The sequence below is a fragment of the Paracoccus sp. SCSIO 75233 genome, assembly GCF_027912675.1.
GTDB lineage: Bacteria > Pseudomonadota > Alphaproteobacteria > Rhodobacterales > Rhodobacteraceae > Paracoccus.
In genome coordinates this window covers 3,094,923-3,118,734 of the sequence record NZ_CP115757.1, presented here as the reverse complement: position 1 = coordinate 3,118,734, position 23,812 = coordinate 3,094,923, and the positions used below count along the sequence as shown (strand labels likewise).

Sequence of the window (23,812 nt, the reverse complement as noted above, 5' to 3'; positions counted from 1 at the left end):
CGTTCAGCTTTGGTAACAGTTGCTGGGCGGGCGTCAATGGCGGCGGGTTCCCTTAACGTCGCGCAAGTGCCGCACTCGCCAGCTTGCAATAACCACGCCATGATTTGACGACACGCTCCGCCGGGGCTATGGGCTGAACATGCTGACCGTCGCCGCACTTTATCATTTCACCCCTTTCCCCGATCCGGAGGCCATCAAGGCCCCGCTGGCCAAAACCGCCTGCGCGAATGGCGTCAAGGGCACGTTGCTGCTGGCCCGTGAAGGGATCAACGGCACCATCGCCGGCACCCGCGAAGGCATTGATGCCGTGCTTGCCCATATCCGCGCGCTGCCGGGCTGTGCCGATCTGATCTGGAAGGAAAGCACCGCTGCGGACATGCCGTTCGGGCGCATGAAAGTCCGGATCAAGCGTGAGATCGTGACAATGGGTCAACCCGATGTCGACCCGACCGCCGCCGTCGGCCACTACGTCGAGCCTGCGGCATGGAACGATCTTATCGCCGCCGAGGATGTGGCCATCATCGACACCCGCAACGACTACGAAGTCGAAATCGGCACGTTCGAGGGCGCGGTAAACCCCAACACAAAAAGCTTCCGCGACTTCCCCGCATGGTGGCAGGACAACGCGCACCGCTTTCACAACAAGCGCGTCGCCATGTTCTGTACCGGCGGCATACGCTGCGAGAAATCCACCAACTACCTTCTGTCACAGGGCGTAGAGGACGTGTTCCACCTGAAAGGCGGCATCCTGAAATATCTGGAAGAGGTGCCGGAACAGGACTCCCGCTGGAACGGCGAATGCTTCGTGTTCGATCAGCGCGTCAGCCTCGGTCACGGTCTGAAACAGGGCGACTACACTCTGTGCCACGCCTGCCGCCGCCCGCTCTCCCCACAGGACAAGACCCGCCCGGAATATGAGGACGGCGTATCCTGTCATCGCTGCATCGGTGAATATTCCGACGCCGACCGCGCGCGCTTCCGCGAACGCCAGCATCAGGTCGAACTCGCCGAACAACGGGGCGAGGATCATATCGGCGCGGATCACGGCAAGGACAGATAAGCCGCAATATCGGTTTGCCACCGGCAACACAGCCCCGCTTGCAACCCGCCCCGCCCGGTGATTTGGTCGACCCAGCGAAACCGGCGCAGCCTCTGCGCCCCGTCGGAGCGGGTCATGCTGGCGATTTTCCTCAAGACGCTGCCATTTTTCATGCTGATCGGCCTCGGCTGGGCCGCCGCCCGCACGCGGTTCTTCCCTCCGGAAGCCGCCGCCTGGCTGACGAAATTCGTCTTCTACTTCCCGCTCTCGGCCATGCTCTTCCGCTTCGCCGCCACGCTAGAGATCAACGCGATCTGGGATCCACGCTTCGTTGCCGCCTATCTGGCCGGCTCGCTGCTGATCTGGGCGCTCGGCGTCGCCGTCGGCAAATGGCGCGGCCTGCCCATATCCGAGGCAGCGATGGAGGCGCATTGCTGCGTCATCGGCAATACCGGCTTCCTCGGCGTCCCCATGCTGGTCGCCCTGATGGGCGAAGCCGCCGCCGGTCCGGTGCTGATGGTGCTGATCATCGACCTTGTGGTATTCTCCACCCTCATCACCGTCATCATCACCGCCGCACGTCAGGGCGGGCTGCGGCTGTCCATTGCAGGCCGCCTGCTCCGCGGTCTGATCGCCAACCCGATGATCGTCTCGATGGGGCTGGGCCTGATCTGGTCGGCATGGTCCCTGCCGCTGCCCGATCCCGCCTATGAGTTCCTGACCATCCTCTCCGCCGCCGCCACTCCCGGCGCACTTTTCGCCATCGGCGCGAGCCTTGTCGGACGGAAGGCCGAACGTCCCGTAGCCGCAATCTGGCTCAGCTTCGCCAAGCTGATCCTCCACCCCGCCTCCGTCGCCATCGCCGCCCTGTCGCTCGGCGTCGCCCCCTTCCCCGCAGGCGTCATGATCGCAGCCGCTTCACTGCCGGTCGCAGGCAATGTCTACATGCTCGCCCAATATTTCGGCATCGCCGTGCAGCGCGTCTCCTCCTCCATCCTGATCTCAACCGCCGCGAGCATCCTGACGGTGACGGTGGTGCTGCATTTGATTGAGCGGTTTTAGATTACAACGTCCCGGACAAGCATATCAGCTTGCAGGAGAAGTGAATCAGGCGAGCACGCGTGGAACTGTCAATGATGGGACCAATATCCCACCTCAACTCACTTTAGATAAACATGTATTTGCTCAATTTCCACTTATATAAGTATCCCCCATACCTGCAGTCGCAGCTTTCGCTCTGGTAACGACTCAAAATCTGCTTTAAGCTGTGTAATTATATTTTATGCGCCTTAAGAGAGAGATTGAATGAGCGAAAATTGGTATCCGCCGGAGCTGAAGGTCAACCCAGAGGGTACGGCATCAACCTACGAAATGCTCGCACAGATTTATCAGCCTGATGCATATTTCAGCTATGCGGAGTTCGGCATTTACAAAGCTGATACCTCCAGGCATATTTGCGAAAAATTTCCAAATGCCACGCTGTTCCTCTTTGATTTTGAAGATGCAATCTCTACAGCAAAAGAGAAGTTAAGCAATTATGGAAATAAAATTCATTATTTCCCCAACTCGCAAAAATATAATGATTCCTATAACTGGTCATTGATGAAACTGATCGAGCAGAATCATGCCCCAATTTTCGATTACTGCTTTCTGGACGGCGCCCACACCGTCGCGCTGGATGCTCTAAATTTCTTCCTCTGTGACAAACTCCTGCGCCCCGGCGGGCACATGGACTTTGATGACTATAGCTGGCGGCTTCGAGGATCGAGTCTCGACCCCTCCAAAGTGAGCGACATTTCTTTGCAGTACACAGAGGAGCAGATCGATGCTTATCAGGTCAAAATGATTGTCGATCTTCTGGTGAAACGAGATGACGGATATTCAGAAGTAATTCAAAACAAAGTTTATCGTAAAATGCCCTAAGATATTCACTAGGGTCAGGACTCGTTCCCGATCATAACCAGAAGATGACGGTGGCGGCGAGCAGGATTGCAGAGAAGAATGTTTCGGGGCATCGGTCGTATCGAGTGGCCACGCGGCGCCAGTCCTTGAGGCGACCGAACATGATCTCGATGCGGTTGCGACGTTTGTAGCGCCGCTTGTCGTATTTGATCGCCTTCTTGCGGGACTTTCGGCCGGGGATGCAAACCTTTATCCCCTTGTCTTTCAACGCTTCCCGAAACCAATCGGCGTCATAGCCCCTGTCCGCAAGCATCCAGCCGGCCTTTGGCAAACTGCCCAGCAGCGCTGCCGCGCCAGTGTAGTCGCTCACTTGCCCGGCCGACATGAAGAACTGGATTGGGCGTCCTTTCGCATCGGTGACGGCATGCAGTTTCGTGTTCATGCCGCCTTTCGTGCGCCCTATCTGGCGCGCGCGCCCCCCTTTTTGACCCGCAGGCTTGAGGCCGTGCGATGTGCTTTCAGGTAAGTCGCATCGATCATGATCGTCTTGTGTTCGGCACTCTCAGCGGCCAGGCCCATCATGATCCGGGCGAAGACGCCGTTCTCGCACCAGCGCTTCCAGCGGTTATAGAGCGTCTTTGCCGGGCCGTATTCCCTCGGCGCATCGCACCATCGCAACCCGTTGCGATTGATGAATATTATTCCACTCAACACGCGACGGTCATCAACGCGTGGCTTGCCGTGACTTTTGGGAAAGAACGGTTTCAGACGCGCCATCTGCGCGTCCGTCAGCCAGAAAAGATTGCACATTCATCAGATCTCCTTGCGGAGCCTGAATCACGTCAAACGCACGAAATCAATGGGTCTGGAGCCTAGCTTATACTGCCCTAATCACTTGCCTCTATACACGCATTTTCAGGCCGCCTAAGCTGCCCCCAGCATCACATTGGGGGGAACCATGTCCGATATCGTCATCCTGTCCGGCGCTCGCACCGCCATCGGCACCTTTGGCGGCAGCCTCGCCACCGTCGCGCCGATCGACCTCGCGGCCACCGTCACCCGCGCGGCACTTGAGCGCGCGGGCACCGCACCCGACCAGATCGGCACGGTCGTCTTCGGCCATGTCATCAATACCGAGCCGCGCGATATGTATCTCTCCCGCGTCGCCATGCTCGACGCAGGCATCCCCGACACCACACCGGCGATGAACGTCAACCGGCTCTGCGGCTCCGGCGCGCAGGCCATCGTGTCGGCCACGCAGGCGCTGATGCTGGGCGACGCCGATTTCGCCGTCGCGGGCGGTGCGGAATCCATGTCCCGCTCGCCCTACGCTGTGCCGCAGGCGCGCTTCGGCACCAAGATGGGCGACGCGAAGATGCTCGACATGATGACCGGCGCGCTGACCTGCCCGATGGGCACCGGCCATATGGGCGTCACCGCCGAAAACGTTGCCGCCGAGAACGGCATCAGCCGTGAGGATCAGGACGCCTTCGCCCTCGAATCCCAGAACCGCGCTGCCAAGGCCATCGCGGACGGGCTGTTCGCCGAGCAGATCACCCCGGTCGAAATCAGCAGCCGCAAGGGCCCGGTCTTGTTCGAGGTCGACGAACACCCCAAACAGACCTCGGCCGAGAAACTCGCCGCGCTGAAAACCGTGTTCAAAAAGGACGGCACCGTCACCGCAGGCAACGCCTCGGGCATCAATGATGGCGCGGCGGCGCTGGTCCTCGCCCGCGAAGACGCCGCCAAAGCCGCCGGCCTCACGCCCCGTTTCCGTATCCTCGGCTACGCCCATGCCGGCGTCCGGCCCGAGGTCATGGGGATCGGCCCCGTCCCCGCCGTTCAGAGCCTGCTGAAACGCACCGGGCTCTCGGTCGGCGATTTCGACGTGATCGAATCGAATGAGGCATTCGCGGCCCAGGCCCTCGCCGTCAACAAGGAACTCGGCCTCGACCCGGCGAAGGTGAACCCGAATGGCGGCGCCATCGCGCTTGGCCACCCGGTCGGCGCGACGGGGGCGATCATCACCGTCAAGACGATGTACGAGCTTGACCGCATCGGCGGCAAACGCGGCCTCATCACCATGTGCATCGGCGGCGGCCAGGGCATCGCCATCGCGATCGAGCGGATCTGACGGCGGCGCGGCCCCCTCTGCCGGGGGCCGGTTCCCCCACCCCGTCCCGACAGAGGGCAAGCGCCTGCCCGCGGGATGGCGCAGCTTTCGGTCGGGCGGCGCGGTTTATTGCGCAGCCCACATCTTTTCGCGGAGCAGCAAGACCATCGTCACCAAAGCGCCAGCCCGTCCGGGCGGGCAGGCGCTTGCCCGGCGGGGCTGCGCCCCTTGTTCCGGGCCGAGCTATCGCAGGACGCGACCATACAAACGCCGAGGCTCATTCCCTCGCAACACGGGGCCAGCGGCCTGCCGTGGATGGCCGCACCAGCGTTTGTGCTGGGCAGTTTATGGCGCAGCCACATCGAACCGCTGTCCGGCGCGGAACGGCACCAAAGCGGCCAGCCGCCGGGACGGCAGGCCGCTGGCCCGGGCCGCTACGCGGCGCGATTCCGGGCTGGTGTGGGAGGGGATGTCAGCTTTGAATCTAGTGTAACCAATGCTGCAAGTTACATGAACATCTGAATTGTAGGATCCAAAAAAAGAGTCAGTTGGCCGTAACACAACCCCAAGGTGGAAACTCTGACCCACAAAGGTTTGGGTCCGTTTCGCTTAGTCCTCCTGGGCCCCCTATGTATATCAAGCTTCCAGTGACATTGTAGAGTTTACTTGCCTGTCCACCTTGCCATATATCGTTGCCGACTTGCCAAATTGCGATACCTTCGCTGACCTCCATTCCCGAAGCCGGATCAAGCGCGTTCAATTGACAAAAAGTTGCAATCTCTGATACCGGCTGAAGAGATATAAGGCCATCTTCGCCAACAATATGGTAAGTGGGGATTTTCGACGAGCGATCGGCTTCAAACCATGTATGCCTCATTCCGTTTGAGAATCCGCGGCTTATGCCGCTGACTCGTTCATCTTCAGGGGACAGAAACACAGGTTTGCTTTCTAGCCAAGTTCCATCGGTACCCGCCGGGATATCAAAAGTCGCAAGTTCACTTCCCCCAAGTTCAGAAACCGTTATGGGCCGGTCCAACTGGCCTTCAACAGTTGTGTGCAAAACGCGAAACGGCTCTTCATAGTCGACCACTCTTTCGTCAATTTGATCGGCTGCAACACACTTTAACAGGGGGTCGATCATAAGCCGCCTCTCACCCAAATTAGAAACATAGAACGTCACACTCCGCTCAGAAACCGAACTCAGACTTACACTAATTTTGGGCGGGGACGGAAAGAATGCACTTCTGATTTGTGGAAAAATAGAGAACAGGAAAGCAATGAAAGCGAGGATAAAACCAAGAGCAGGAGTCCATGTCTTAATGTGGCGACGCAAATCCTGATATGATCCACATTCAATGCAGATTTTCGCTTGAAGGTCGATTTTATTTCGACACTCAAGGCATTCTCTATCATTTTCCACGCTTCAAGTCTCTTTTTAGGTTGCGAGCCAACTTCCCAGTGTATCAGGGTGTCACGGTCTCCATTCCAGAACAACCCAATGGGACATGTGATCTAATACACTTGATATCAGCTTCACCCCCCACATTGACCTCCGCCCCCCACCATGCGAACCCTTCCGGCGCTTTTCAAAGGTGCCCGCATGTCCGACTTCACCAACGCCGTTACCGCCGCCGAAACCGCCCTCCGCGATCTCTTTCCGGAGACGCCGCTGCAACTGAACGACCATCTCTCGGCCCGCTACGGCACGGAGATCTGGCTGAAGCGTGAAGACCTCACACCCGTGCGCAGCTACAAGCTGCGGGGCGCGTTCAATGCCATGCGCAAGGCCATCGACGCGGGCAGCACGCGACATTTCGTCTGCGCCTCTGCCGGGAACCATGCGCAGGGCATGGCTTTTGCCTGCCGCCATTTCGGCGCGCGCGGCACCATCTTCATGCCGGTCACGACGCCGCAGCAGAAGATTGCCAAGACCCGCATCTTCGGCGGCGACAGTGTCGAGATCGTGCTGACCGGGGATTATTTCGACCAGACGCTCGCCGCCTCGCAGCAATTCGCGGCCGAAAACAGCGCCGCCTTCCTGTCGCCCTTCGACGCCGCCGACGTGATCGAGGGGCAGGCGACCGTCGCCCGTGAAATCCTGACCCAGCTTCCCGCCCCGCCCGATCTCGTCATTCTGCCGGTCGGCGGTGGCGGATTATCGGCGGGGATGACGGGTTACATGGCCAGCGCCGCGCCCGGGACGGAATTCATCTTCGCCGAGCCGCAAGGCGGGTCCAGCCTGAAGCAGTCGCTCGCCGCCGGGGTGCAGGTGACGCTGCCCAAGGTCGACAGCTTCGTCGACGGCGCGGCCGTGGCCCGGATCGGGGATCTGCCGTTTGCACGGCTGCGCGGCTTTTCCGCCGATCAGGTGCTGACCGCGCCGGAGGACAGGCTGTGCATCACCATGCTCGACATGCTGAACGTCGAAGGCGTGGTGCTGGAACCCGCAGGCGCGCTGTCCATCGACGTGTTGCAAGACCTCCATGCCACCGGGCAACTGACCGGCAAGCGCGTCGTCTGCATCGTCTCCGGCGGCAATTTCGATTTCGAACGCCTGCCCGAGGTGAAAGAACGCGCCCAGCGTTACAGCGGCGTCAAGAAATACTACATCCTCCGCCTGCCACAACGCCCCGGCGCGCTGCGCGATTTCCTCGAAATGCTCGGTCCCGATGACGACATCGCGCGTTTCGAATATCTCAAGAAATCGGCCCGCAATTTCGGCTCCGTCCTGATCGGCATCGAAACCTCCGACCCGGCGAACCTCACCACGCTCACCGCCAAGCTCGACGCCGCCGGCTTCACCTATCAGGACATCACCAATGACGACCTGCTCGCCCAGTTCCTGATCTGACCGTTTCCCGGCACCCCCACTTGTGAGACCAGCCAAAACCGCATAATCCGGTGCGACATCAGAAAGGACTCGCCCATGACCGCGCCGAAAAAAGTCGTTCTGGCCTATTCCGGGGGCCTCGACACCTCGATCATCCTCAAATGGCTCCAGACCGAATATGGCTGCGAGGTCATCACCTTCACCGCCGATCTCGGTCAGGGCGAGGAACTCGAACCGGCGCGCGCAAAGGCCGAACTGCTGGGCATCCGCCCCGAGAATATCCATATCGACGACCTGCGCGAGGAATTCACCCGCGATTTCGTCTTCCCGATGTTCCGCGCCAACGCCGTCTATGAAGGCCTTTACCTGCTGGGCACCTCCATCGCGCGCCCGCTGATCTCCAAGCGCCTGGTCGAGATCGCCCATGAACACGGCGCCGACGCCATCGCCCACGGCGCCACCGGCAAGGGCAACGATCAGGTCCGCTTCGAGCTCTCCGCCTACGCGCTCGATCCCAATATCCGCGTCATCGCGCCGTGGCGCGAATGGAACCTCTCCAGCCGCACCAAGCTGATCGAATTCGCCGAACAGCACCAGATCCCGATTGCCAAGGACAAGCGCGGCGAGGCCCCGTTCAGCGTCGACGCCAACCTGCTCCACACCTCCTCCGAGGGCAAGGCGCTCGAAGACCCCGCCGTCGAGGCCCCCGATTACGTCTATCAGCGCACCGTCAACCCCGAGGACGCGCCGGACACCCCCGAACATATCGAAATCACCTTCGAAAAGGGCGACGCCACCGCCATCAACGGCGAGGCGATGTCGCCGGCCACCATCCTGACCGCCCTGAACGAACTTGGCCGCAAACACGGCATCGGCCGCCTCGATTTCGTCGAAAACCGCTTCGTCGGCATGAAATCCCGCGGCATCTACGAAACCCCCGGCGGCACCATCCTGCTGGAGGCCCATCGCGGCATCGAACAGATCACGCTGGACGCGGGCGCAGGCCACCTGAAAGACAGCCTCATGCCCCGCTATGCCGAGCTGATCTATAACGGCTTCTGGTTCTCGCCCGAGCGCGAAATGCTGCAAGCCGCCATCGACAAATCACAGGAACACGTCACCGGCACGGTGCGGCTGAAACTCTACAAGGGCTCCGTGCACACCGTCGGCCGCTGGTCCGACCATTCGCTGTATTCCGAGGCCCATGTGACCTTCGAGGACGACGCCGGCGCCTATGACCAGAAGGACGCGGCCGGGTTTATTCGGTTGAACGCGCTGCGGTTGAAGCTGCTGGCGGCGAGGAATGGGCGGGTTTGAGGTGATGGGTTGGGCAAAGCCGACGTGCGGCTACGCGGCTTGGCTACCTCACTTGGTGGTGACAGCAGCCATTCAATGACTCCGTAGAAGAACCTTTTCTTGAGCACGCCCGTCGGTCGGTGAGGAAAAATTAGCCGCGCCTTGGGCCAAAGTCTGCTGCTTGTAGAGCCGAGGCTCTTCTAGGTCGATCCGCATAGATATTAATTGTCCCTATTCAAGATCTCTACCTATACGCTGTCATGTATTCCAAGGGCGTGGTTCAAATTGAGTAAGTTCGAAAATAGGGTCAATCTCTGGCTACGAGAAGACGAGCCGAGCCTCTTCGGAAAGATATGGAACGGCTTGGTTTTTTTCCGCCACAATACCCTATTGCGGGACTTTAGTATCGGCAGACTGCTGAGCTGGCTCACTAGGTTGGCCATGTCAGCTTCGGGCCCGGCGATCACACACTTCGTTTTTAAGAAGATCACGCTGGTGGAAGCGGTGGTCGCCTCTACCGTGATTTTCTGTCTGTTCACGATAAATTCACTTCTTGAACAGTGGCTAAAGCGCAAGAGCAGTGTAGTTGATGCTGCCTCGGCAGAGACCTGGGTCCGTATTGGGGACCTGATAACTTCCGTCAAATCTTCGGCAACACCAGCGAACACGCGCGATGCCTCCATCACGGCTACGTTGGGCGTCATCGAAGGTTACGCGCGTACCGTTACCCGGTCGCCAAGAGGCGAAATTTCTGTTAGCCTTGCTCTGTACGACGGAGGAGGTGCGACGAGGATGAAGATCAAGCACCGCAACCCCGGTAACGAAAGACCGATTGGACGCCCTGTTAGGAATTTGAACAGGGTTTTAGGGCATATTGCTTGTCAGTCTGGTCCTGGCGCGCGTGTGGTTAATGATCTGAAGGACTTTGGACAGGAGGCAATGTTCAGTCCTACGCAATCGTCGAGGAACTACCGTTCACTACTTCTGATTCCGATTACGTCAAGTCGGACACAAAAGATAAAAGGCTTCATTTCTATAGACTGCGCCAGACCCTACGCATTTTATAGGAACCGGGCCAAGCAACTGGTGGTTACATGTGAGCCACTGATTGACCATGTCCAAGAGCAGTGTTGAGAGGTCGAAGAAATGCCACTAGTGAAAAAAAATACAGTAAACGGTCGTTTTTCTGTCGCCTCAGACAAAGGTGGACCAGCTTCCACTAAGTTGCATTCTATTATGCTGGAAGCGAAGCGCATTCGAATGGCGCACGCGGAAGGCAAACTGACAGCAGAAGAGGCGGCAGAAAAACTGGGCGAACTGTACAATATTTATCGTTTCAAATCATATAGGAAAGGCAACTCTCTCCTTTCCGCTTGAAGCGTATACAGAGTGTTACGCTCAACCAAGCCGACGTCGCCACGGGACTAAGTTTGAAATCCTACAGTCTCTACGCTGAGTGTTTACTTGCTCAGCACTGCAGATGTTGGCCGGGATTGGACGTGGGGCAGGGGACGCTGAGCGACCGCGATTTGCCATAGAACGAGCGCTCGCTCAGGCCCTTCTGCTTCACTACCCGCCCGGAACAAGGCGCTTTAGCGCCGCCGGGCAGAGGACGACCGCCCGCACGGGCGTTCGCTTCGTCGCCGGTCCACACCGACCAGCCGCACAGCGATACGGCACCATAAACCGCCCGGCCACCACCCAAGGCAGCGCACGCCCGCGGTCGCCCGCTGCCCTCTGCCGCTCTCCGGGGGCGGCGTGATCCGGGCCGCGCTGTTTCAGCGGATCGCCTCACTGCCCGCGCTGCGCCGAAGCCCTGCCGCCGGGGCAGGTCTGGCGGCCCCCCTCTCCGTGCCTCCGCCGCCGTCATCCACCCCGTCAGCCGGGTCCACGACCGCCATGTTGCGGGGCCGGTGTACGCCCTGTGTACAGCCTGTGTACGCCCGGTGTACGCGCTGTGCGGCCGGCTTCCCATAAGCTGCGTCTTATGGATGCCGTTCAAAACGCCTCCGCGATCAGCGTGACGGAGATCACCACCAGCAGCGTCATGATCAGCCGGTCGAACAGCTTCACCCCGAAGCGTTTGACCAGCCACGCGCCAATCGGCATGCCAAGAAACAGCGGCACGCAGCCCATAAGGCTGAACAGGAATATCTGCCGGTCCATCACCCCCAGCCCGATCTGGGATGGCAACTGAACGCACGACATTCCAAGGAAAAAGATCGAAATCGACGCGATGAACCGCAGCCGCCCAAGATTAGCCGCATGCATGAAGGTCACCGAAACCGGTGCCGAAATCCCCGCCGCGCCCTGAAGCACTCCCGCCGTAAACCCCGCCGGCGCCGCCAGCCGCCGCGCGGTCTCATAGGGCAGCGACCAGCCCGGTTTGAACAGCTTGAACCCGACATAGCACAGCGCCAGAACACCCACGACCAGCGACAACAGCTCTCCGGGCAGATTGGCCAGCAAAACCGTGCCCAAAAACGCCCCGATCCCGGCCCCAAGCGTCAGTCGCCACAGGAATCCCGCGTCCTCAAGCGAGTGCCGGTAATGCCAGCCCTGCCATATATTTGAAGCTATAGCAGGCAGCGTGAACGCGGCCACGGCATAAGGAACGCCAAAATAAATCGACATAACCGGCACCACCAACACCGGCGCACCGGCGCCGATGGCGCCCTTTAGAATTCCCCCGGCCATGAAGGCGAGCATTGTTATGATGAATTCCGTCATGTCGCCTGTCCAACCCGGCACCCGTTACGCAAGGAGACATAGCGGGCAGTTCGGACCCTTGGCAATACGGGCGCGTGCTCAGATCGCGTCGGGCTGCTGGCTGGGATGGGCGGCGGCGAAGGCTGGCAGGGCGTCGCAGGCGGCGCGGATGTCCTGAAGGCGTGGGAAGGCGGTTATCTCCACCCCGAAGCGGTCGGCGGAGAAAAGCTGCGGGATGAGACATATATCGGCGAGGCCGGGACTGGTGCCGAAGGTGAACGCACCCGCATGGGTCTGTGCGGCAGCGACAGTTTCGCAGGCGGAAAGGCCTTCAGCGATCCAATGACGGCACCAGTCTTGCGCGCCGGTTTGGTCCAGCCCAAATCTCGCTTTGAGGTGGTTGAGCACCCGCAGGTTTTGCAGCGGATGAATATCGCAGGCGATGATCTGTGCGAAAGCGCGGACTTGGGCGCGGGCGACCGGATCGGCGGGGAGCAAGGGGGGCTGCGGATGGACCTCCTCCAGCCACTCGATGATTGCGAGGGACTGGGACAGAACCTCCGTGCCGGTATCCAGTGCCGGAACCAGACCCTGCGGGTTTATCGCGGTGAAGGCGTCGGCCTGTTGCTCACCCGCGCGGAGATTGACGGGCAAGACTTCGGGTTGCACGGATTTCAGGTTGAACGCGATCCGGCAGCGATAGGCGGCAGAGGAACGGAAATAGCCATAGAACTTCAACGCCACAGCCTTCCCCCGGATGGTCTTCCTGATTGGTTCATAACTTACCTCCCGCGCATGGTTGCAAATTCAACCATATGCAGAACTGCGGGCGTGCGCAACAACGCCGCACCAATGCCCCCAACAATACGCGGCCAGCACCGGCCAGATGGCTTCACCGTAAACGTCGTGCTGACCGCATCTGGCGTAACCGCTCGGGATCGTTCATGATCCTGCCAGACGCGAAGCCGGGTGCGGCGCGCAGATAACGGGGAGACAATATGAGCCTGATTGACCGCCTGTCCGCAGAGCTTGACCAGATCCGCGATGACGGGTTGTTCAAGCGGGAACGTGTCATCACCTCCATGCAGGCCGGACGCATCGACGTCGCATCGGGGCAGGCGGTGCTGAATTTCTGCGCCAATAACTATCTCGGCCTCGCGAACCATCCCGACCTGATTGCAGCGGGGCGGGGTGCGCTGGACCGTTACGGCTATGGCATGGCCTCGGTCCGGTTCATCTGCGGCACGCAGGAGGAGCATAAACAGCTTGAGGCACGCATCGCCGGTTTTTTGGGGACGGAGGACGCGATCCTGTTCTCCTCCTGCTTCGATGCGAATACCGGGCTTTTCGAGACCATTCTGGGCGCGGAGGATGCGATCATCTCGGACGCGCTCAACCATGCTTCGATCATCGACGGGGTGCGGCTGTGCAAGGCAGAGCGGCATCGTTACGCGAATAACGATATGGGCGAGCTTGAAGCCTGCCTGAAGGCCGCAGCAGGGTCGCGGAACCGGGTGATCGTGACGGATGGCGTGTTCTCCATGGACGGGGTGATCGCCGATCTGCCTGCGATCTGTGATCTGGCCGAACGGTATGACGCGACGGTCGTCGTCGATGACAGCCATGCGGTCGGGCTGACCGGGCCGGGAGGACGCGGGACACCGGCGCTGCATGGCGTGGCGGATCGGGTCGGCGTGCTGACCGGGACGCTTGGCAAGGCGCTTGGCGGGGCATCGGGCGGCTATGTCGCCGGACCCGGCCCGCTGGTGGAGATGCTGCGGCAGCGGTCGCGGCCCTATCTGTTTTCCAACACGCTGGCCCCGGTGATCGCCGCCGCCTCGCTGACGGCGCTTGACCTGATCGAGGCGGGCGAGGATCTGCGGGCAAGACTGGACGGCAATGCCGCACGGTTCCGGCGGGAGATGGAGGCGGCCGGGTTCACGCTGGCTGGTGCGGGCCATCCGATCATCCCGGTGATGCTGGGGGACGCGCATCTGGCGTCGGATTTCGCCGCGCGGATGATGGAACGGGGGGTTTATGTGACCGCGTTCTCCTTCCCCGTGGTGCCGCGCGGGCAGGCGCGCATCCGCACCCAGATGTCGGCGGCCCATAGCGAGGCAGATCTGTCCGCCTGCATCGCCGCCTTTATCGAGACGGGCCGCGAATTGAAGGTGATCGCATGAGCAATATGATGAAAGCCCTGGTCAAATCGCGGCCCGAAGCAGGGCTGTGGATGGAACAGGTGCCCGTGCCGGAGCCGGGACCGAACGAGGTGCTGATCCACATCCGAAAAAGCGCCATCTGCGGGACGGATGTGCATATCTGGAACTGGGACGAATGGGCTTCGCGCTCGGTTCCGGTGCCGCTTGTCACGGGGCATGAGTTCTGCGGCGTAATCGCTGATACGGGCAGCGCCGTGACCCGGTTCCGGGCCGGACAGCGCGTCTCGGGCGAGGGGCATATCACCTGCGGCTTCTGCCGGAATTGCCGCGCGGGGCGGGGGCATCTGTGCCGCAACACGCTCGGCGTCGGCGTACAGCGGGCGGGGTCGTTTGCGGAATATCTGTGCCTGCCGGAGAGCAATGTCGTGGTGATCCCGGACGATGTGCCCGACGAGATCGCGGCGATCTTCGACCCGTTCGGCAATGCGGTTCACACGGCGCTGAGCTTCGACTGTGTGGGCGAGGATGTGCTGGTCACGGGTGCCGGTCCCATCGGGATCATGGGCGGGCTGGTGGCGCAGCGGGCCGGGGCGCGGAAGGTGGTCATCACCGACATCAACCCCAACCGGCTGGCGCTGGCTCGCAAGCTGGGGCTGGAAAATGCGGTCGATGTGACCAGCGAGGATCTGCGCGATGTCATGACCCGCCTGGGCATGACGGAGGGGTTCGATGTCGGGCTGGAGATGTCGGGCGCGGCCCCGGCCTTCCGGCAGATGATCGAGTCGATGAATAATGGCGGCAAGATCGCCATTCTCGGTATCGCGCCCGCCGGGTTCGAGATCGACTGGAACAAGGTCATCTTCAAGATGCTGCATCTCAAGGGGATTTACGGCCGCGAGATGTATGAGAGCTGGTACAAGATGATTGCCTTCGTGCAATCCGGGCTCGACCTGACGCCGCTGATCACGCATCGCCTGCCGATTGACGAGTTTGCCAAAGGCTTTGCCGCGATGCGCACGGGCGAGGCGGGGAAAGTGGTGCTGGATTGGGGTTAGCGTTCGGGACGGACCGCCCGCGAGAAGACGCGGGCGGGTCCGGTTGAGATCAGGCCGCCGCGCGGCCCTGCCCGCCCATGCGCTGCATCGCGTAGACTGCGGCAGCGACGGCCAGCCCGATCCCATCGGTCAGCCAGCCGCCATCCACCATGGCGAGCGCGGCGGCGAGCAGGATGATGCGAAGCACGATATTCAGCCGTCCGAAGAAATAGCCGATCACCGACGCGGACAGCAGGAACATGCCCAGCATGGCGGAGATGAACACATGCAGGATGTCCAGCCAAGCGCCCTGCATCAGCAACTCATGCGATGAGAAGAACATGAACGGCACAATGAAGGCGGCAAGGCCGAGGCGGAAGGCCTCGAACGAGGTTTTCATCGGGTCCGATCCCGACAACCCGGCCCCGGCATAGGCAGCGAGCGCCACGGGCGGCGTGATGGCCGACATGACCGCGTAGTAGAACACGAAGAAATGCGCGACCAGCACCGGGATGCCAAGCGAGATGAGGCCCGGCGCAACCACGGCTGCCGCCACGGCATAGGCCGCCGTTGTGGGCATCCCCATGCCGAGCAGGACGGAGATACACATGGCGAAGAACAGCGCGAGAAGCTGGCTCTGATCCGCAATGGTCAGCAGCAGGGTGGAGAAGCGCGCACCGACCCCGGTCAGCGCGATCACCCCGACGATGATCCCGGCGGCGGCACAGACCGCGACCATCTGGATCGACATGCGCGCGCCCAGATCAAGCGCGTGCAGGATCTGGCGCGGGCCCATCTTGTGCGGCGTCAGCCAGCTCACAACCGCTGCCGAGACCATGGCGAGCGTACCGGCGCGGATAACCGAATAACCGGCGAACAGCGTGTAGATCAGGATGATGATCGGAAGGAACAGATAAACCTGCCGCACCAGAACCGCGAATTTCGGCAGTTCCTTGCGCGGCAATCCCTTCATGTTCAGCTTCAGGGCCTGAAGATCGACCATGAAATAGACGGATATGAAATAGAGGATCGCCGGAATGATCGCGGCGACAACAATCTCCGTATAGGGAATGCCGGTGACCTCGGCCATGATGAAGGCGCCCGCGCCCATGATCGGCGGCAGGATCTGGCCGCCGGAGGATGCGGTCGCCTCGATCGCGGCGGCGGACTGGGCGGGGTAGCCGACGCGGCGCATCAGCGGAATGGTCAGCGAGCCGGTTGAAACCACGTTGCCCGCGGAGGTGCCGTTGATCATGCCCATCAGGCCGGACGCGAACACCGCCACCTTGGCCGGGCCGCCACGCGCCTGACCGGCAGCGGCGAAGGCGAAGTTGACGAAGTAATCCCCGACTTTCGACGCTTGCAGGAACGCGGCGAAAACGATGAACAGGATGATATAGGTCGAGGAGACCGCGATTGGCGCCCCAAGGATCCCCTGATCGGTGAAGATATAGGTGAAGAAGCGCGCGGCGTCGTAGCCGCGATGGTTCAGGAAGCCCGGCAGGAACGGGCCAAGGAAGGAATAGGCGATAAAGACGCTGACGATCACCACCAGCACCAGCCCGGTCAGGCGCCGCGTCAGTTCGAGGATCAGGATCACGCCCGCTGCCGCCGCGTACATATCCGCCGGTTGCGCCATCGCCGTGCCCGCGCGCAGACGCAATGCACCGACGACGAACAGGATATATCCCAGCACCGCGACCGAGGCGATGGCGAGCAGCCAGTCACCTTCATAGACATGGCTGCGGTCGCGGTTGGAATAGAGCCACCCGGCGACGACCGCGGCAATGGTTCCGACCAGCAGCGGGATGCCGAAGCTGCTGAACACGAAACCGGGCGGGTTCGCCGCGCCCAAAAACCATTTCCCTAGCCAGGCGATGGCGACCATTGCAAAAGCGTAAGCCGTCCCGACCAGAGCCACGGTGAGCAGCGCCTTTTCGGGCATGCTGCGGGCCTGAACGGCGGTCCTGTGCCCTTGCGGCTCGTCCGACTGGCTGAGGGCGGAATATCCCAGAAACCCGATGACCAGACCGCCGGTGATATGGATCAGGCGATAGGCCCATGTTTCAAGCGGAAACAGGTTCATCACCAGCAGGTGAAACATCGTATAGGCGATACAAAGCGCCGTGAAAATCAGGCCGAGCCTGCCGGTCAGGTCGCGCTGCGTGCCCATCAGGGGCTCGTCATCCACACCTTGCGCAATAACGGGGCTGTTCTGATCTTCGTCGGCGCGCTGTGACGGGTTGCTGTCGGACATCTGCTGCTCCGGTATCTGAAGGTCACGCCGGAACCAGCGGTCCGGACCTTGTGGCGAAGCGCGCGAATACCGCGCGCTTCGCATGACTCATGGGTTCACACTATCCGCAGGACATCCCGGCCCCGCGTGGCAGTGCGTGGCGCTGTTTTATCCGCGCAGTTCCTCGGGGATTTCGATACCCGCTTCGTCGAAGTAGCGAACCGCGCCCGGATGATACGGCAGGAAGGTGTTCTTATCCGCGTTCTCCGGCAGGGTTTCCTTCGCCGCTGCGTGGATCTGCATCATGCCTTCGTTATTTTCCATCACCATCTTGGTGATTTCATAGGCGAGGCTTTCGGGCATGTCCTCCGACGCGGTCGCGAAGTTCCACATTGCCACGGTGCCATGCGCCGGCACGCCCGGATACATGTCTTCCGGGATGTCGTAAGCGGCAACTTCCGGCATGGCTTCGAGGATCTGGTTCCGCTGCTCTTCGGTAAAGCCGAAGATGTTCACGTCGTTCTCAGCCGCGATCTGCGAGAAGGCCGAGATCGGCACGCCCGCTGCGAAGGAGAATGCGTCGATCAGCCCGTCCTTGACCTGCCCGGTCGAGTCGCTGGCCCCGGCATAGCTGATATTGGCGTTAACCCCGAGCACCTCGTAAAAACGCGGCCAGTAGGTCGCGGCGGTGCCGCCAGCCGGGCCGACCGAGACGCGCTTGCCGTCGATCTTGCTGACATCGTCAATCCCGGTGGAGGTCAGCGCCACAGCCTCGAACGGGGTCTGATACATCGGGAACAGGGCGCGCAGCTTGGTATGCTCCACCCCCGGGGCGAGTTCGCTTTTGCCGGTCCACGCTTCATAGGCCGGACCCATCGTGACCAGCCCGATCTGGTGGTCGCCGGTCTGTACCAGCGTGGCGTTCTGCACCGGGCCGCCGGTGACTTCCGCCGAGGCGTTCACGCCGAGGTTCTGGCTGATCATGGCTGCAAGGCCGGTGCCGTAGATGAAATATGTGCCGCCCTGGCTGGCAGTGCCGACGGTCATGCTGGTGGGCCAGCCTTCACGATCTTCCTGCGCCAATGCAGGCTGGACGATCATCATGGCGGATACGGCAGCGACGGCTATGCGATGTAGTTGCATCGAATTCCTCCCGGTTGTGTTTTTCCGCAGCTCTTTTGTCTGCGATCATAATAACCAACATGCCCGCAAGTTTTATTCGCCGCAAGCGGTCCGAAACGGGTAGGACGCTAAGACGCAGTTATCCTGTCGGAAGATCGGCCCGGGAAGCGGTTCCGGACTTGTGCTTGACAGGAAGGATCGCGCAGCTTGTAAAGGTCGGAATGGTGCATGTCGGTTCAGCGTTGGAAAGCTTTCACGCCCGCTATCTGGGTTGGAAACATTATCGAAATCCGGCCGGCGCGACCGCTTACGACGCGGCGCTGGACGGTGTGACCGAAAGCAATGTCGCGCGCCAGTTTTCCTCCCCTGAACATGCGCTTCACTTATATGCGCGCGGCGTCCGGTCGGGGCGGGTGGAACTGGCCGCGCGGAGATTTCTGCTGAAAAATGTCTCTTCAGACGATTTTCGCGGCAACAAGCGGGATCTGTTCGAATACTGCCTGTTCCTGTTTTCGGAGAAGGACTGGTCCTCACTGGCCGCTATTCTGATCGACAGCGATTTCGCGACCATGCTGCGGGGCGATGCGGCACAGGCCGCGATGATGGGCGATCTGGCGTTTTTGTCGGCGCATCGCTTGCGCCAGAAAGGCAAAGCGGATCTGGCGGGGCTGGTCGACGCGACGGAAAGCTGGAAGCCGGTTATCGGTCAGGGACAGCGGCGCGTTCATGAGGCCTGCATCGCCTTTCTCGATGGGGAGATTGATCGGGGACGCGGACTGATCCAGCAGAGCGTTTTGCAGTACAGACCGCATTTTGCGCTGTCGGGCCTGAGAACCGTTTTTGATTTTCAGCCAGACGCCGCTCCTGCCCTTTCCGGGGGCATCGACCTGATAAGGCGAAGCAGCAAGCGGGTGGTCCTGCTCGTCTCCGTCGACAAGAGCTATTTCGATCTGTTCGCGATGCGGTTTCAACAGACGGCGTTTCGGGCAAGCAGCTCTGTCGGGGTGCATTTTCACTGCATAGGTTTCACGCCCGACGCAGCTGCCATGCCGGAGGAATGCGGGTTCAGCACCGAGAGGTTTGGTGGCAATACCGTGGTGCGCGCCAGCGACGATGCGCTGCGCAAGCGCGCCTATTACGCCGTCGCGCGCTATATCCATCTCGAGCATTTTCTTGGCCATTACGACGCCGTCCGGGTCTCGGATGTCGATGGCGAGGTTTATCCACGGGCCGGTGACGCGATCACCCATCCGGTAATCCTGCATTCCTTTGTCGAAAGAAATCTCGGTCTGCGCCTGCCGACCGAAATGGTGTCGGCTGGGAATGTAAGCCTGCGCGCCTGTGAAAAGGGCACCGCCTTCGCCGCTTATGTCAGGCAGTATATTCTGCAAGGCTTCGCCAGCGGGCTGGATCCGCTGTGGTATCTGGATCAAAGCGCGCTGTTCAGCGCCTGGGCCGACCTGAAGGACAGCGGCAGCGTCGTGACGGATATGCGTCCGTTCTTTACCCAAAAGGGCGATTGGAGCCTCGCGAAGGGGCTTTCCGACAAGCTCGAAGGGGTGACAAAGAATGCCGGCGCCGCGTCATCGGACTGACCGAGCGCGGCATTGGCGTCCGGCCCTTCTCAGCCACCGACGCGGCGCAGGAATTTCTTCAACCTGTCATCACGCGGCGCACTGAATATCTGCTCCGGCGGGCCGCTTTCGACGATGCCGCCTCCCTCCATGAACAGGACCCGGTCCGCGATCTCGCGCGCGAACTGCATTTCATGGGTCACGATCAGCATGGTCTGCCGTCGCTCCGCCACGCGGCGCATGAGATCCAGCACCTCGCCCACCCATTCCGGGTCAAGGGCCGAGGTCGGCTCATCAAACAGCATCAGATCGGCGTCAAGCGCCATCGCGCGACCGATCCCGACCCGCTGCTGCTGACCGCCCGAAAGTGCCGCGGGATAGCCGTCGGCTTTATCGGCGAGCCCAGTTTCCGCCAGCACGTCCAGCGCGCGGCGCTCCGCCTGCGCACGGGGCTGGCCCTGAACCGTGACCAGCGCTTCCATGATATTCTCTTTCGCGGTCTTGTTGCCGAACAGCGCGTAGTTCTGAAACACAAACGCCGTTCTGCGCCGCAGGGCGAGGATATCCGCACGGCTCGCCTTTGCCGCATCGACGGTCAACTCACCAATCGTGATGCGCCCCGCCTGTGGGCGGTCAAGAAAGTTCAGGCAGCGCAGCAATGTGGATTTGCCGGTGCCTGACGGGCCGATCACGACGACACGCTCCCCCTGCTCGATCCGCAGGTCGATGTCGTGCAGAACCGGCGTTCCGTCGAAGCTCTTGGTCAGTCCCTTGACGTCGATCATCTTGCGTAAGCCCTGTTCAGATAGGTTTCCAGCCGCTTCTGCCCCTGGCTGAGCAACTCGACGATGATCCAATAGATGACCGCGACGACAAGAAACGCTTCGAAATAGAGGAAGCTGCCTGCCGCCTCTTTCTGCGCCGCGCCCATCATTTCGGTCACACCGAGGGTGAAGGCAAGCGAGGTGCTTTTGATCATGTCGATGAAATAATTCACCAGCGTCGGGGCGGCGACCCGGGCCGCCTGCGGCAGGATGATCCGCCGCATCATCTGCCATTGGGTCATGCCGATGGACCGCGCCGCCTCCCACTGACTGCGGTCGACGCCGGTGATCGCAGCGCGGATGCTCTCGGCCATGTAAGCCGAGAAATGCAGCGTCAGCCCCATGATCGCCGCCGTCACCCCGTTGATCTGGGTCAGGAACGACATGACCTGCGGCAGGCCGTAATAGAACAGGAACAGCTGCACCAGCAGCGGCGTGCCCCGGAAGAAGCTGATGAACAGCATCACCAGCCAATCCAGCACGGGCACCGGAAACACCCGCTCTATCGCCAGAAACGAAGCAAGGATCAGCGCCAGAATCATGGCAACAACCGCCATGAACAGCGTCAGCGGCACATAGCTCAGGATAACGGGCACCAGCCCCAGCATATAGTCGAGGTCGAGTGCCCGCATCGTTCAGTTTACTCCGCCGTGGTGATGTCGCTGTCGAACCACTTCTCCGAGATTTCGGTCAGCGTGCCGTCTTCGCGAAGCGCCGTCAGCGCAGCATCGACGCGGTCGCGCATGGCCTGACCGTCCTCGTCATTGCGGAACGGCAGCGCATTGCGGATCTCCGAGAACGGCGCACCGGCAAGTTGCAGCGGCAGCGGGCTTTCCTTGATGACCTGCGCCGAGGACACGCGATCCATGACGAAGGCATCAACGCGGCCAAGTGCAGTGTCCTGCTCGATATTCGACTCATAGGTGCGGATGTCGATTTCGTCCGCGAATGGCAGCTCACGCAGCAATTGCTCGAAATTAGAGCCGAGATTGACGGCGACGGTCTTGCCACGCAGCGATTCGACTCCGGCGACCTCATCATTGCCTTCGCGGGTGACGACTTGCGCACCGTCGATCACATAGGGCTGGGTGAAAGCAAATTTCGCCTCGCGCTCCGGCGTGATGGTGATCTGGTTGGCAATAGTATCGATCCGCCCGGTTTCAAGCGCACCGACAAGGCCCGAGAAGGACATGGTTTCGAACTCGATATCCAGCCCGGCCTCTTCGCCGACGGCGTTCATGACATCGACCTCAAAGCCCTGAAGCTCGTTCTGGTTGACGAAGGTAAAGGGGAAATACCCGCCGGACATGCCGACCACCAGCGTGTCATTTTCCTGAGCGGTCACCGAACCGGCGAGGGCCGCTGCGATTACTGCCGTGAGTGCGGTCGTTCTGAGCATCTTCGTTCTCCTGAGTTGTCTTTGGCCACAACTGCGTTTTTCCGACCACTATTTCAATGTGACGAGAATTTCAGGACGATTCACTCGCGACAAGAGGTCCGGTTCGAAATTACCGCTAGACGATCGCTGTTACGTTAGGATTTTTTCATCCAGGCAGGTGATTTACAGGGAACTCTTCCCGGACAACTGGCGTGAAACGCCCACATAGCGGATATGATTTCGTTGTGATGTCAGCCACTGCGACACCCGATCACAGCCCCTGCCAACCCTGTCCGGCGCGGTTTGCCGCCCGACCATCGTCCGCATCATCAAACAAAAGCCACAGATAACGCGCCGCATATTCGTCGATGCTTCCCCAAACAACCTGCCCGAATGCCCGCAAAGCGTCATGGCGCGGCGGCACGGTCCGCTCCTCTTTGGCTTCGTCTCATTCGTTCGTCGTCAGTTCCGGCGGTTCAAGGCCGAGCAGCCTCCAGAAACACTTGCTGCTCATCGTCAAGGTCATCGGCGCGATTGATATGCCCGTCACTGATCTGCTGATAGAAAAAGCAGGACACCACTGAATTTCCGCAATGATCCAGATCGGCCTTGACCCGGGCGATCCGATCACGCTTGGTCTTACGAGTTCAGACATAGGGGGAGGGTAGATCGTGAAAATCGGATTTATCGGCACCGGAGATATCACCAAAGCAATCGTCACCGGCCTGATGCAGTCGGAATATCCGGTGGATGCCGTGATATTGTCGCCGCGAAACGCTCAGGTTTCAGCGCGACTTGCGGCGGAGCATGCGAGGGTCAGCGTCGCGGAAAGCAATCAAGAGGTTGTCGATCAGGCCGATCTGGTTTTCCTCGCGATCCTTCCGCAGGTCGCTGAAGAGGTGATCCGCAGCCTGCAGTTCCGCGACGACCAGAAGATCGCCAGCCTGATCGCGATGGTGACCAGCGACAAGGTGCAGGAATGGACGGAGACGTCGAAACCCATCCCGCGCGCGGTCCCTCTGCCCGCCGTTGCGAACCAGCAGGGCGCGACCGTGCTGTTTCCGGATGACGACGATTTGCGGGCGCTGTTTGGTGAGTTGGGCCCTGTTGTCACCGCGACAACGCCTGACGAGTTCGACTCCTACGCGACGGCGAGTGCCGTTATGGGACTCTATTTCGACATTCTGACAACCGGCAGTGAGTGGCTGACGGCGAAGGGTGTCAGCGAAGCGGATGCCCGTGTCTATCTCGGCAAGATTTTCCTCGAACTCGGACGCACGGCGGAGCAGCATGCCGATGCGGATTTTCCGACCTTACGGAAAGAGCATTCCACCACAGGCGGGCTGAACGAACAGATCGTCAGCGTGTTCACCTCCGAAGGCGGGCCCGCAGCGCTCAAAACCGCCTTTAACAAGGTGTTCAGGCGCATCACGGATGCGCGCAGTGCTGAGCGGTAACACGACTGAACGACTCATGTCGCGAATGCCTGAACGAAGCCGCCATCTCCCGCGGCCCTGAAGCAGGCTTGACGGCGACGAAACACTGGTTCCCTATGGCCATATCGGCGTAGCTGAGGATATCGCGGCATTTATT

At 60.7% G+C, this 23,812-nt stretch carries 23 protein-coding genes; 13 read left to right on the top strand and 10 right to left on the bottom strand.

Going from position 1 to position 23,812, the window contains the following annotated elements:
* The first annotated feature begins 139 nt into the window (after nucleotides 1-139).
* From PAF12_RS15080 to PAF12_RS15070, 3 genes are all read left to right on the top strand, one after another.
* A complete protein-coding gene (locus PAF12_RS15080) occupies nucleotides 140-1,060 on the top strand; it encodes a rhodanese-related sulfurtransferase (protein ID WP_271107829.1) in 921 nt (306 codons plus the stop codon).
* Between the two features lie 114 nt (nucleotides 1,061-1,174).
* Entirely contained in the window at nucleotides 1,175-2,101 is a 927-nt protein-coding gene (locus PAF12_RS15075) for an AEC family transporter (RefSeq protein ID WP_271107828.1), read from the top strand.
* A 243-nt stretch (nucleotides 2,102-2,344) separates the two neighbouring features.
* A complete protein-coding gene (locus tag PAF12_RS15070; protein ID WP_271107827.1) occupies nucleotides 2,345-2,962 on the top strand; it encodes a hypothetical protein in 618 nt (205 codons plus the stop codon).
* 31 nt (nucleotides 2,963-2,993) lie between these two features.
* On the opposite strand, the gene PAF12_RS15065 is transcribed toward PAF12_RS15070, so the two are convergent.
* Nucleotides 2,994-3,751 (bottom strand): IS5 family transposase gene (locus tag PAF12_RS15065; protein ID WP_271107826.1). Its coding sequence is split into 2 segments (ribosomal slippage): nucleotides 2,994-3,427 and nucleotides 3,427-3,751, totalling 759 coding nucleotides; the frame shifts between segments, so codons are not numbered across the junction.
* A 148-nt stretch (nucleotides 3,752-3,899) separates the two neighbouring features.
* Between PAF12_RS15065 and PAF12_RS15060 the strand changes: the two genes are divergently transcribed.
* Nucleotides 3,900-5,075 carry an acetyl-CoA C-acyltransferase family protein gene (locus tag PAF12_RS15060; RefSeq protein WP_271107825.1) on the top strand — a complete coding sequence of 392 codons (1,176 nt, stop codon included), beginning with the start codon at nucleotides 3,900-3,902 and terminating at the stop codon, nucleotides 5,073-5,075.
* Between the two features lie 523 nt (nucleotides 5,076-5,598).
* Here PAF12_RS15060 and PAF12_RS15055 read toward each other — a convergent pair.
* On the bottom strand, nucleotides 5,599-6,474 hold the full coding sequence (locus tag PAF12_RS15055; RefSeq protein ID WP_271107824.1) for a hypothetical protein: 876 nt from the start codon (nucleotides 6,472-6,474) through the stop codon (nucleotides 5,599-5,601).
* A 180-nt stretch (nucleotides 6,475-6,654) separates the two neighbouring features.
* On the opposite strand from PAF12_RS15055, the gene ilvA reads away from it, so the two are divergent.
* From ilvA to PAF12_RS15035, 4 genes are all read left to right on the top strand, one after another.
* Complete coding sequence (gene ilvA, locus PAF12_RS15050; protein ID WP_271107823.1) at nucleotides 6,655-7,905, top strand: threonine ammonia-lyase IlvA; 1,251 nt, start codon at nucleotides 6,655-6,657, stop codon at nucleotides 7,903-7,905.
* 75 nt (nucleotides 7,906-7,980) lie between these two features.
* Nucleotides 7,981-9,201 carry an argininosuccinate synthase gene (locus PAF12_RS15045; protein WP_271107821.1) on the top strand — a complete coding sequence of 407 codons (1,221 nt, stop codon included), beginning with the start codon at nucleotides 7,981-7,983 and terminating at the stop codon, nucleotides 9,199-9,201.
* Nucleotides 9,202-9,465: 264 nt separating this feature from the next.
* Nucleotides 9,466-10,314 (top strand): hypothetical protein, encoded by an 849-nt coding sequence (locus PAF12_RS15040; protein ID WP_271107819.1) that lies wholly within the window; start codon nucleotides 9,466-9,468, stop codon nucleotides 10,312-10,314.
* 12 nt (nucleotides 10,315-10,326) lie between these two features.
* On the top strand, nucleotides 10,327-10,557 hold the full coding sequence (locus PAF12_RS15035) for a hypothetical protein (RefSeq protein WP_271107818.1): 231 nt from the start codon (nucleotides 10,327-10,329) through the stop codon (nucleotides 10,555-10,557).
* A gap of 401 nt (nucleotides 10,558-10,958) precedes the next feature.
* On the opposite strand, the gene PAF12_RS15030 is transcribed toward PAF12_RS15035, so the two are convergent.
* The 3 genes from PAF12_RS15030 to maiA all read right to left on the bottom strand — a co-directional run bounded on the left by PAF12_RS15030 (nucleotide 10,959) and on the right by maiA (nucleotide 12,633).
* Entirely contained in the window at nucleotides 10,959-11,081 is a 123-nt protein-coding gene (locus tag PAF12_RS15030; RefSeq protein ID WP_271107817.1) for a hypothetical protein, read from the bottom strand.
* A 97-nt stretch (nucleotides 11,082-11,178) separates the two neighbouring features.
* Entirely contained in the window at nucleotides 11,179-11,910 is a 732-nt protein-coding gene (locus tag PAF12_RS15025) for a sulfite exporter TauE/SafE family protein (RefSeq protein WP_271107816.1), read from the bottom strand.
* A 78-nt stretch (nucleotides 11,911-11,988) separates the two neighbouring features.
* Nucleotides 11,989-12,633: a maleylacetoacetate isomerase gene (gene maiA, locus PAF12_RS15020; RefSeq protein ID WP_271107815.1), complete on the bottom strand. Its 645-nt coding sequence runs from the start codon at nucleotides 12,631-12,633 to the stop codon at nucleotides 11,989-11,991.
* A gap of 254 nt (nucleotides 12,634-12,887) precedes the next feature.
* On the opposite strand from maiA, the gene PAF12_RS15015 reads away from it, so the two are divergent.
* Both PAF12_RS15015 and tdh read left to right on the top strand, forming a co-directional pair.
* Nucleotides 12,888-14,072 (top strand): glycine C-acetyltransferase, encoded by a 1,185-nt coding sequence (locus PAF12_RS15015; RefSeq protein WP_271107814.1) that lies wholly within the window; start codon nucleotides 12,888-12,890, stop codon nucleotides 14,070-14,072.
* An 8-nt stretch (nucleotides 14,073-14,080) separates the two neighbouring features.
* The gene (tdh, locus tag PAF12_RS15010) at nucleotides 14,081-15,106 is read left to right on the top strand and encodes an L-threonine 3-dehydrogenase (protein WP_368045173.1); all 1,026 of its coding nucleotides are present in this window, start codon (nucleotides 14,081-14,083) and stop codon (nucleotides 15,104-15,106) included.
* A gap of 49 nt (nucleotides 15,107-15,155) precedes the next feature.
* On the opposite strand, the gene PAF12_RS15005 is transcribed toward tdh, so the two are convergent.
* Entirely contained in the window at nucleotides 15,156-17,342 is a 2,187-nt protein-coding gene (locus PAF12_RS15005; protein ID WP_271107812.1) for a TRAP transporter permease, read from the bottom strand.
* 147 nt (nucleotides 17,343-17,489) lie between these two features.
* Complete coding sequence (locus PAF12_RS15000) at nucleotides 17,490-18,464, bottom strand: TAXI family TRAP transporter solute-binding subunit (protein ID WP_271107811.1); 975 nt, start codon at nucleotides 18,462-18,464, stop codon at nucleotides 17,490-17,492.
* A 164-nt stretch (nucleotides 18,465-18,628) separates the two neighbouring features.
* Between PAF12_RS15000 and PAF12_RS14995 the strand changes: the two genes are divergently transcribed.
* The gene (locus tag PAF12_RS14995; RefSeq protein ID WP_271107810.1) at nucleotides 18,629-20,038 is read left to right on the top strand and encodes a hypothetical protein; all 1,410 of its coding nucleotides are present in this window, start codon (nucleotides 18,629-18,631) and stop codon (nucleotides 20,036-20,038) included.
* Nucleotides 20,039-20,067: 29 nt separating this feature from the next.
* On the opposite strand, the gene PAF12_RS14990 is transcribed toward PAF12_RS14995, so the two are convergent.
* The 3 genes from PAF12_RS14990 to PAF12_RS14980 are packed head-to-tail and all read right to left on the bottom strand — an operon-like array spanning nucleotide 20,068 to nucleotide 22,240.
* Nucleotides 20,068-20,802 (bottom strand): amino acid ABC transporter ATP-binding protein, encoded by a 735-nt coding sequence (locus PAF12_RS14990; protein ID WP_271107809.1) that lies wholly within the window; start codon nucleotides 20,800-20,802, stop codon nucleotides 20,068-20,070.
* Nucleotides 20,799-21,473, bottom strand: coding sequence for an amino acid ABC transporter permease (locus PAF12_RS14985; protein ID WP_271107808.1), 675 nt, complete (start codon nucleotides 21,471-21,473; stop codon nucleotides 20,799-20,801). Before PAF12_RS14985 ends, PAF12_RS14990 begins: the two co-directional genes overlap by 4 nt.
* Before the next feature lie 8 nt (nucleotides 21,474-21,481).
* Nucleotides 21,482-22,240, bottom strand: coding sequence for an amino acid ABC transporter substrate-binding protein (locus PAF12_RS14980; RefSeq protein WP_271107807.1), 759 nt, complete (start codon nucleotides 22,238-22,240; stop codon nucleotides 21,482-21,484).
* A 347-nt stretch (nucleotides 22,241-22,587) separates the two neighbouring features.
* On the opposite strand from PAF12_RS14980, the gene PAF12_RS14975 reads away from it, so the two are divergent.
* Together PAF12_RS14975 and PAF12_RS14970 are read left to right on the top strand one after the other, a co-directional pair.
* Complete coding sequence (locus tag PAF12_RS14975; RefSeq protein ID WP_271107806.1) at nucleotides 22,588-22,803, top strand: hypothetical protein; 216 nt, start codon at nucleotides 22,588-22,590, stop codon at nucleotides 22,801-22,803.
* 87 nt (nucleotides 22,804-22,890) lie between these two features.
* Nucleotides 22,891-23,676 carry a pyrroline-5-carboxylate reductase gene (locus PAF12_RS14970; RefSeq protein WP_271107805.1) on the top strand — a complete coding sequence of 262 codons (786 nt, stop codon included), beginning with the start codon at nucleotides 22,891-22,893 and terminating at the stop codon, nucleotides 23,674-23,676.
* Nucleotides 23,677-23,812 lie beyond the last annotated feature (136 nt).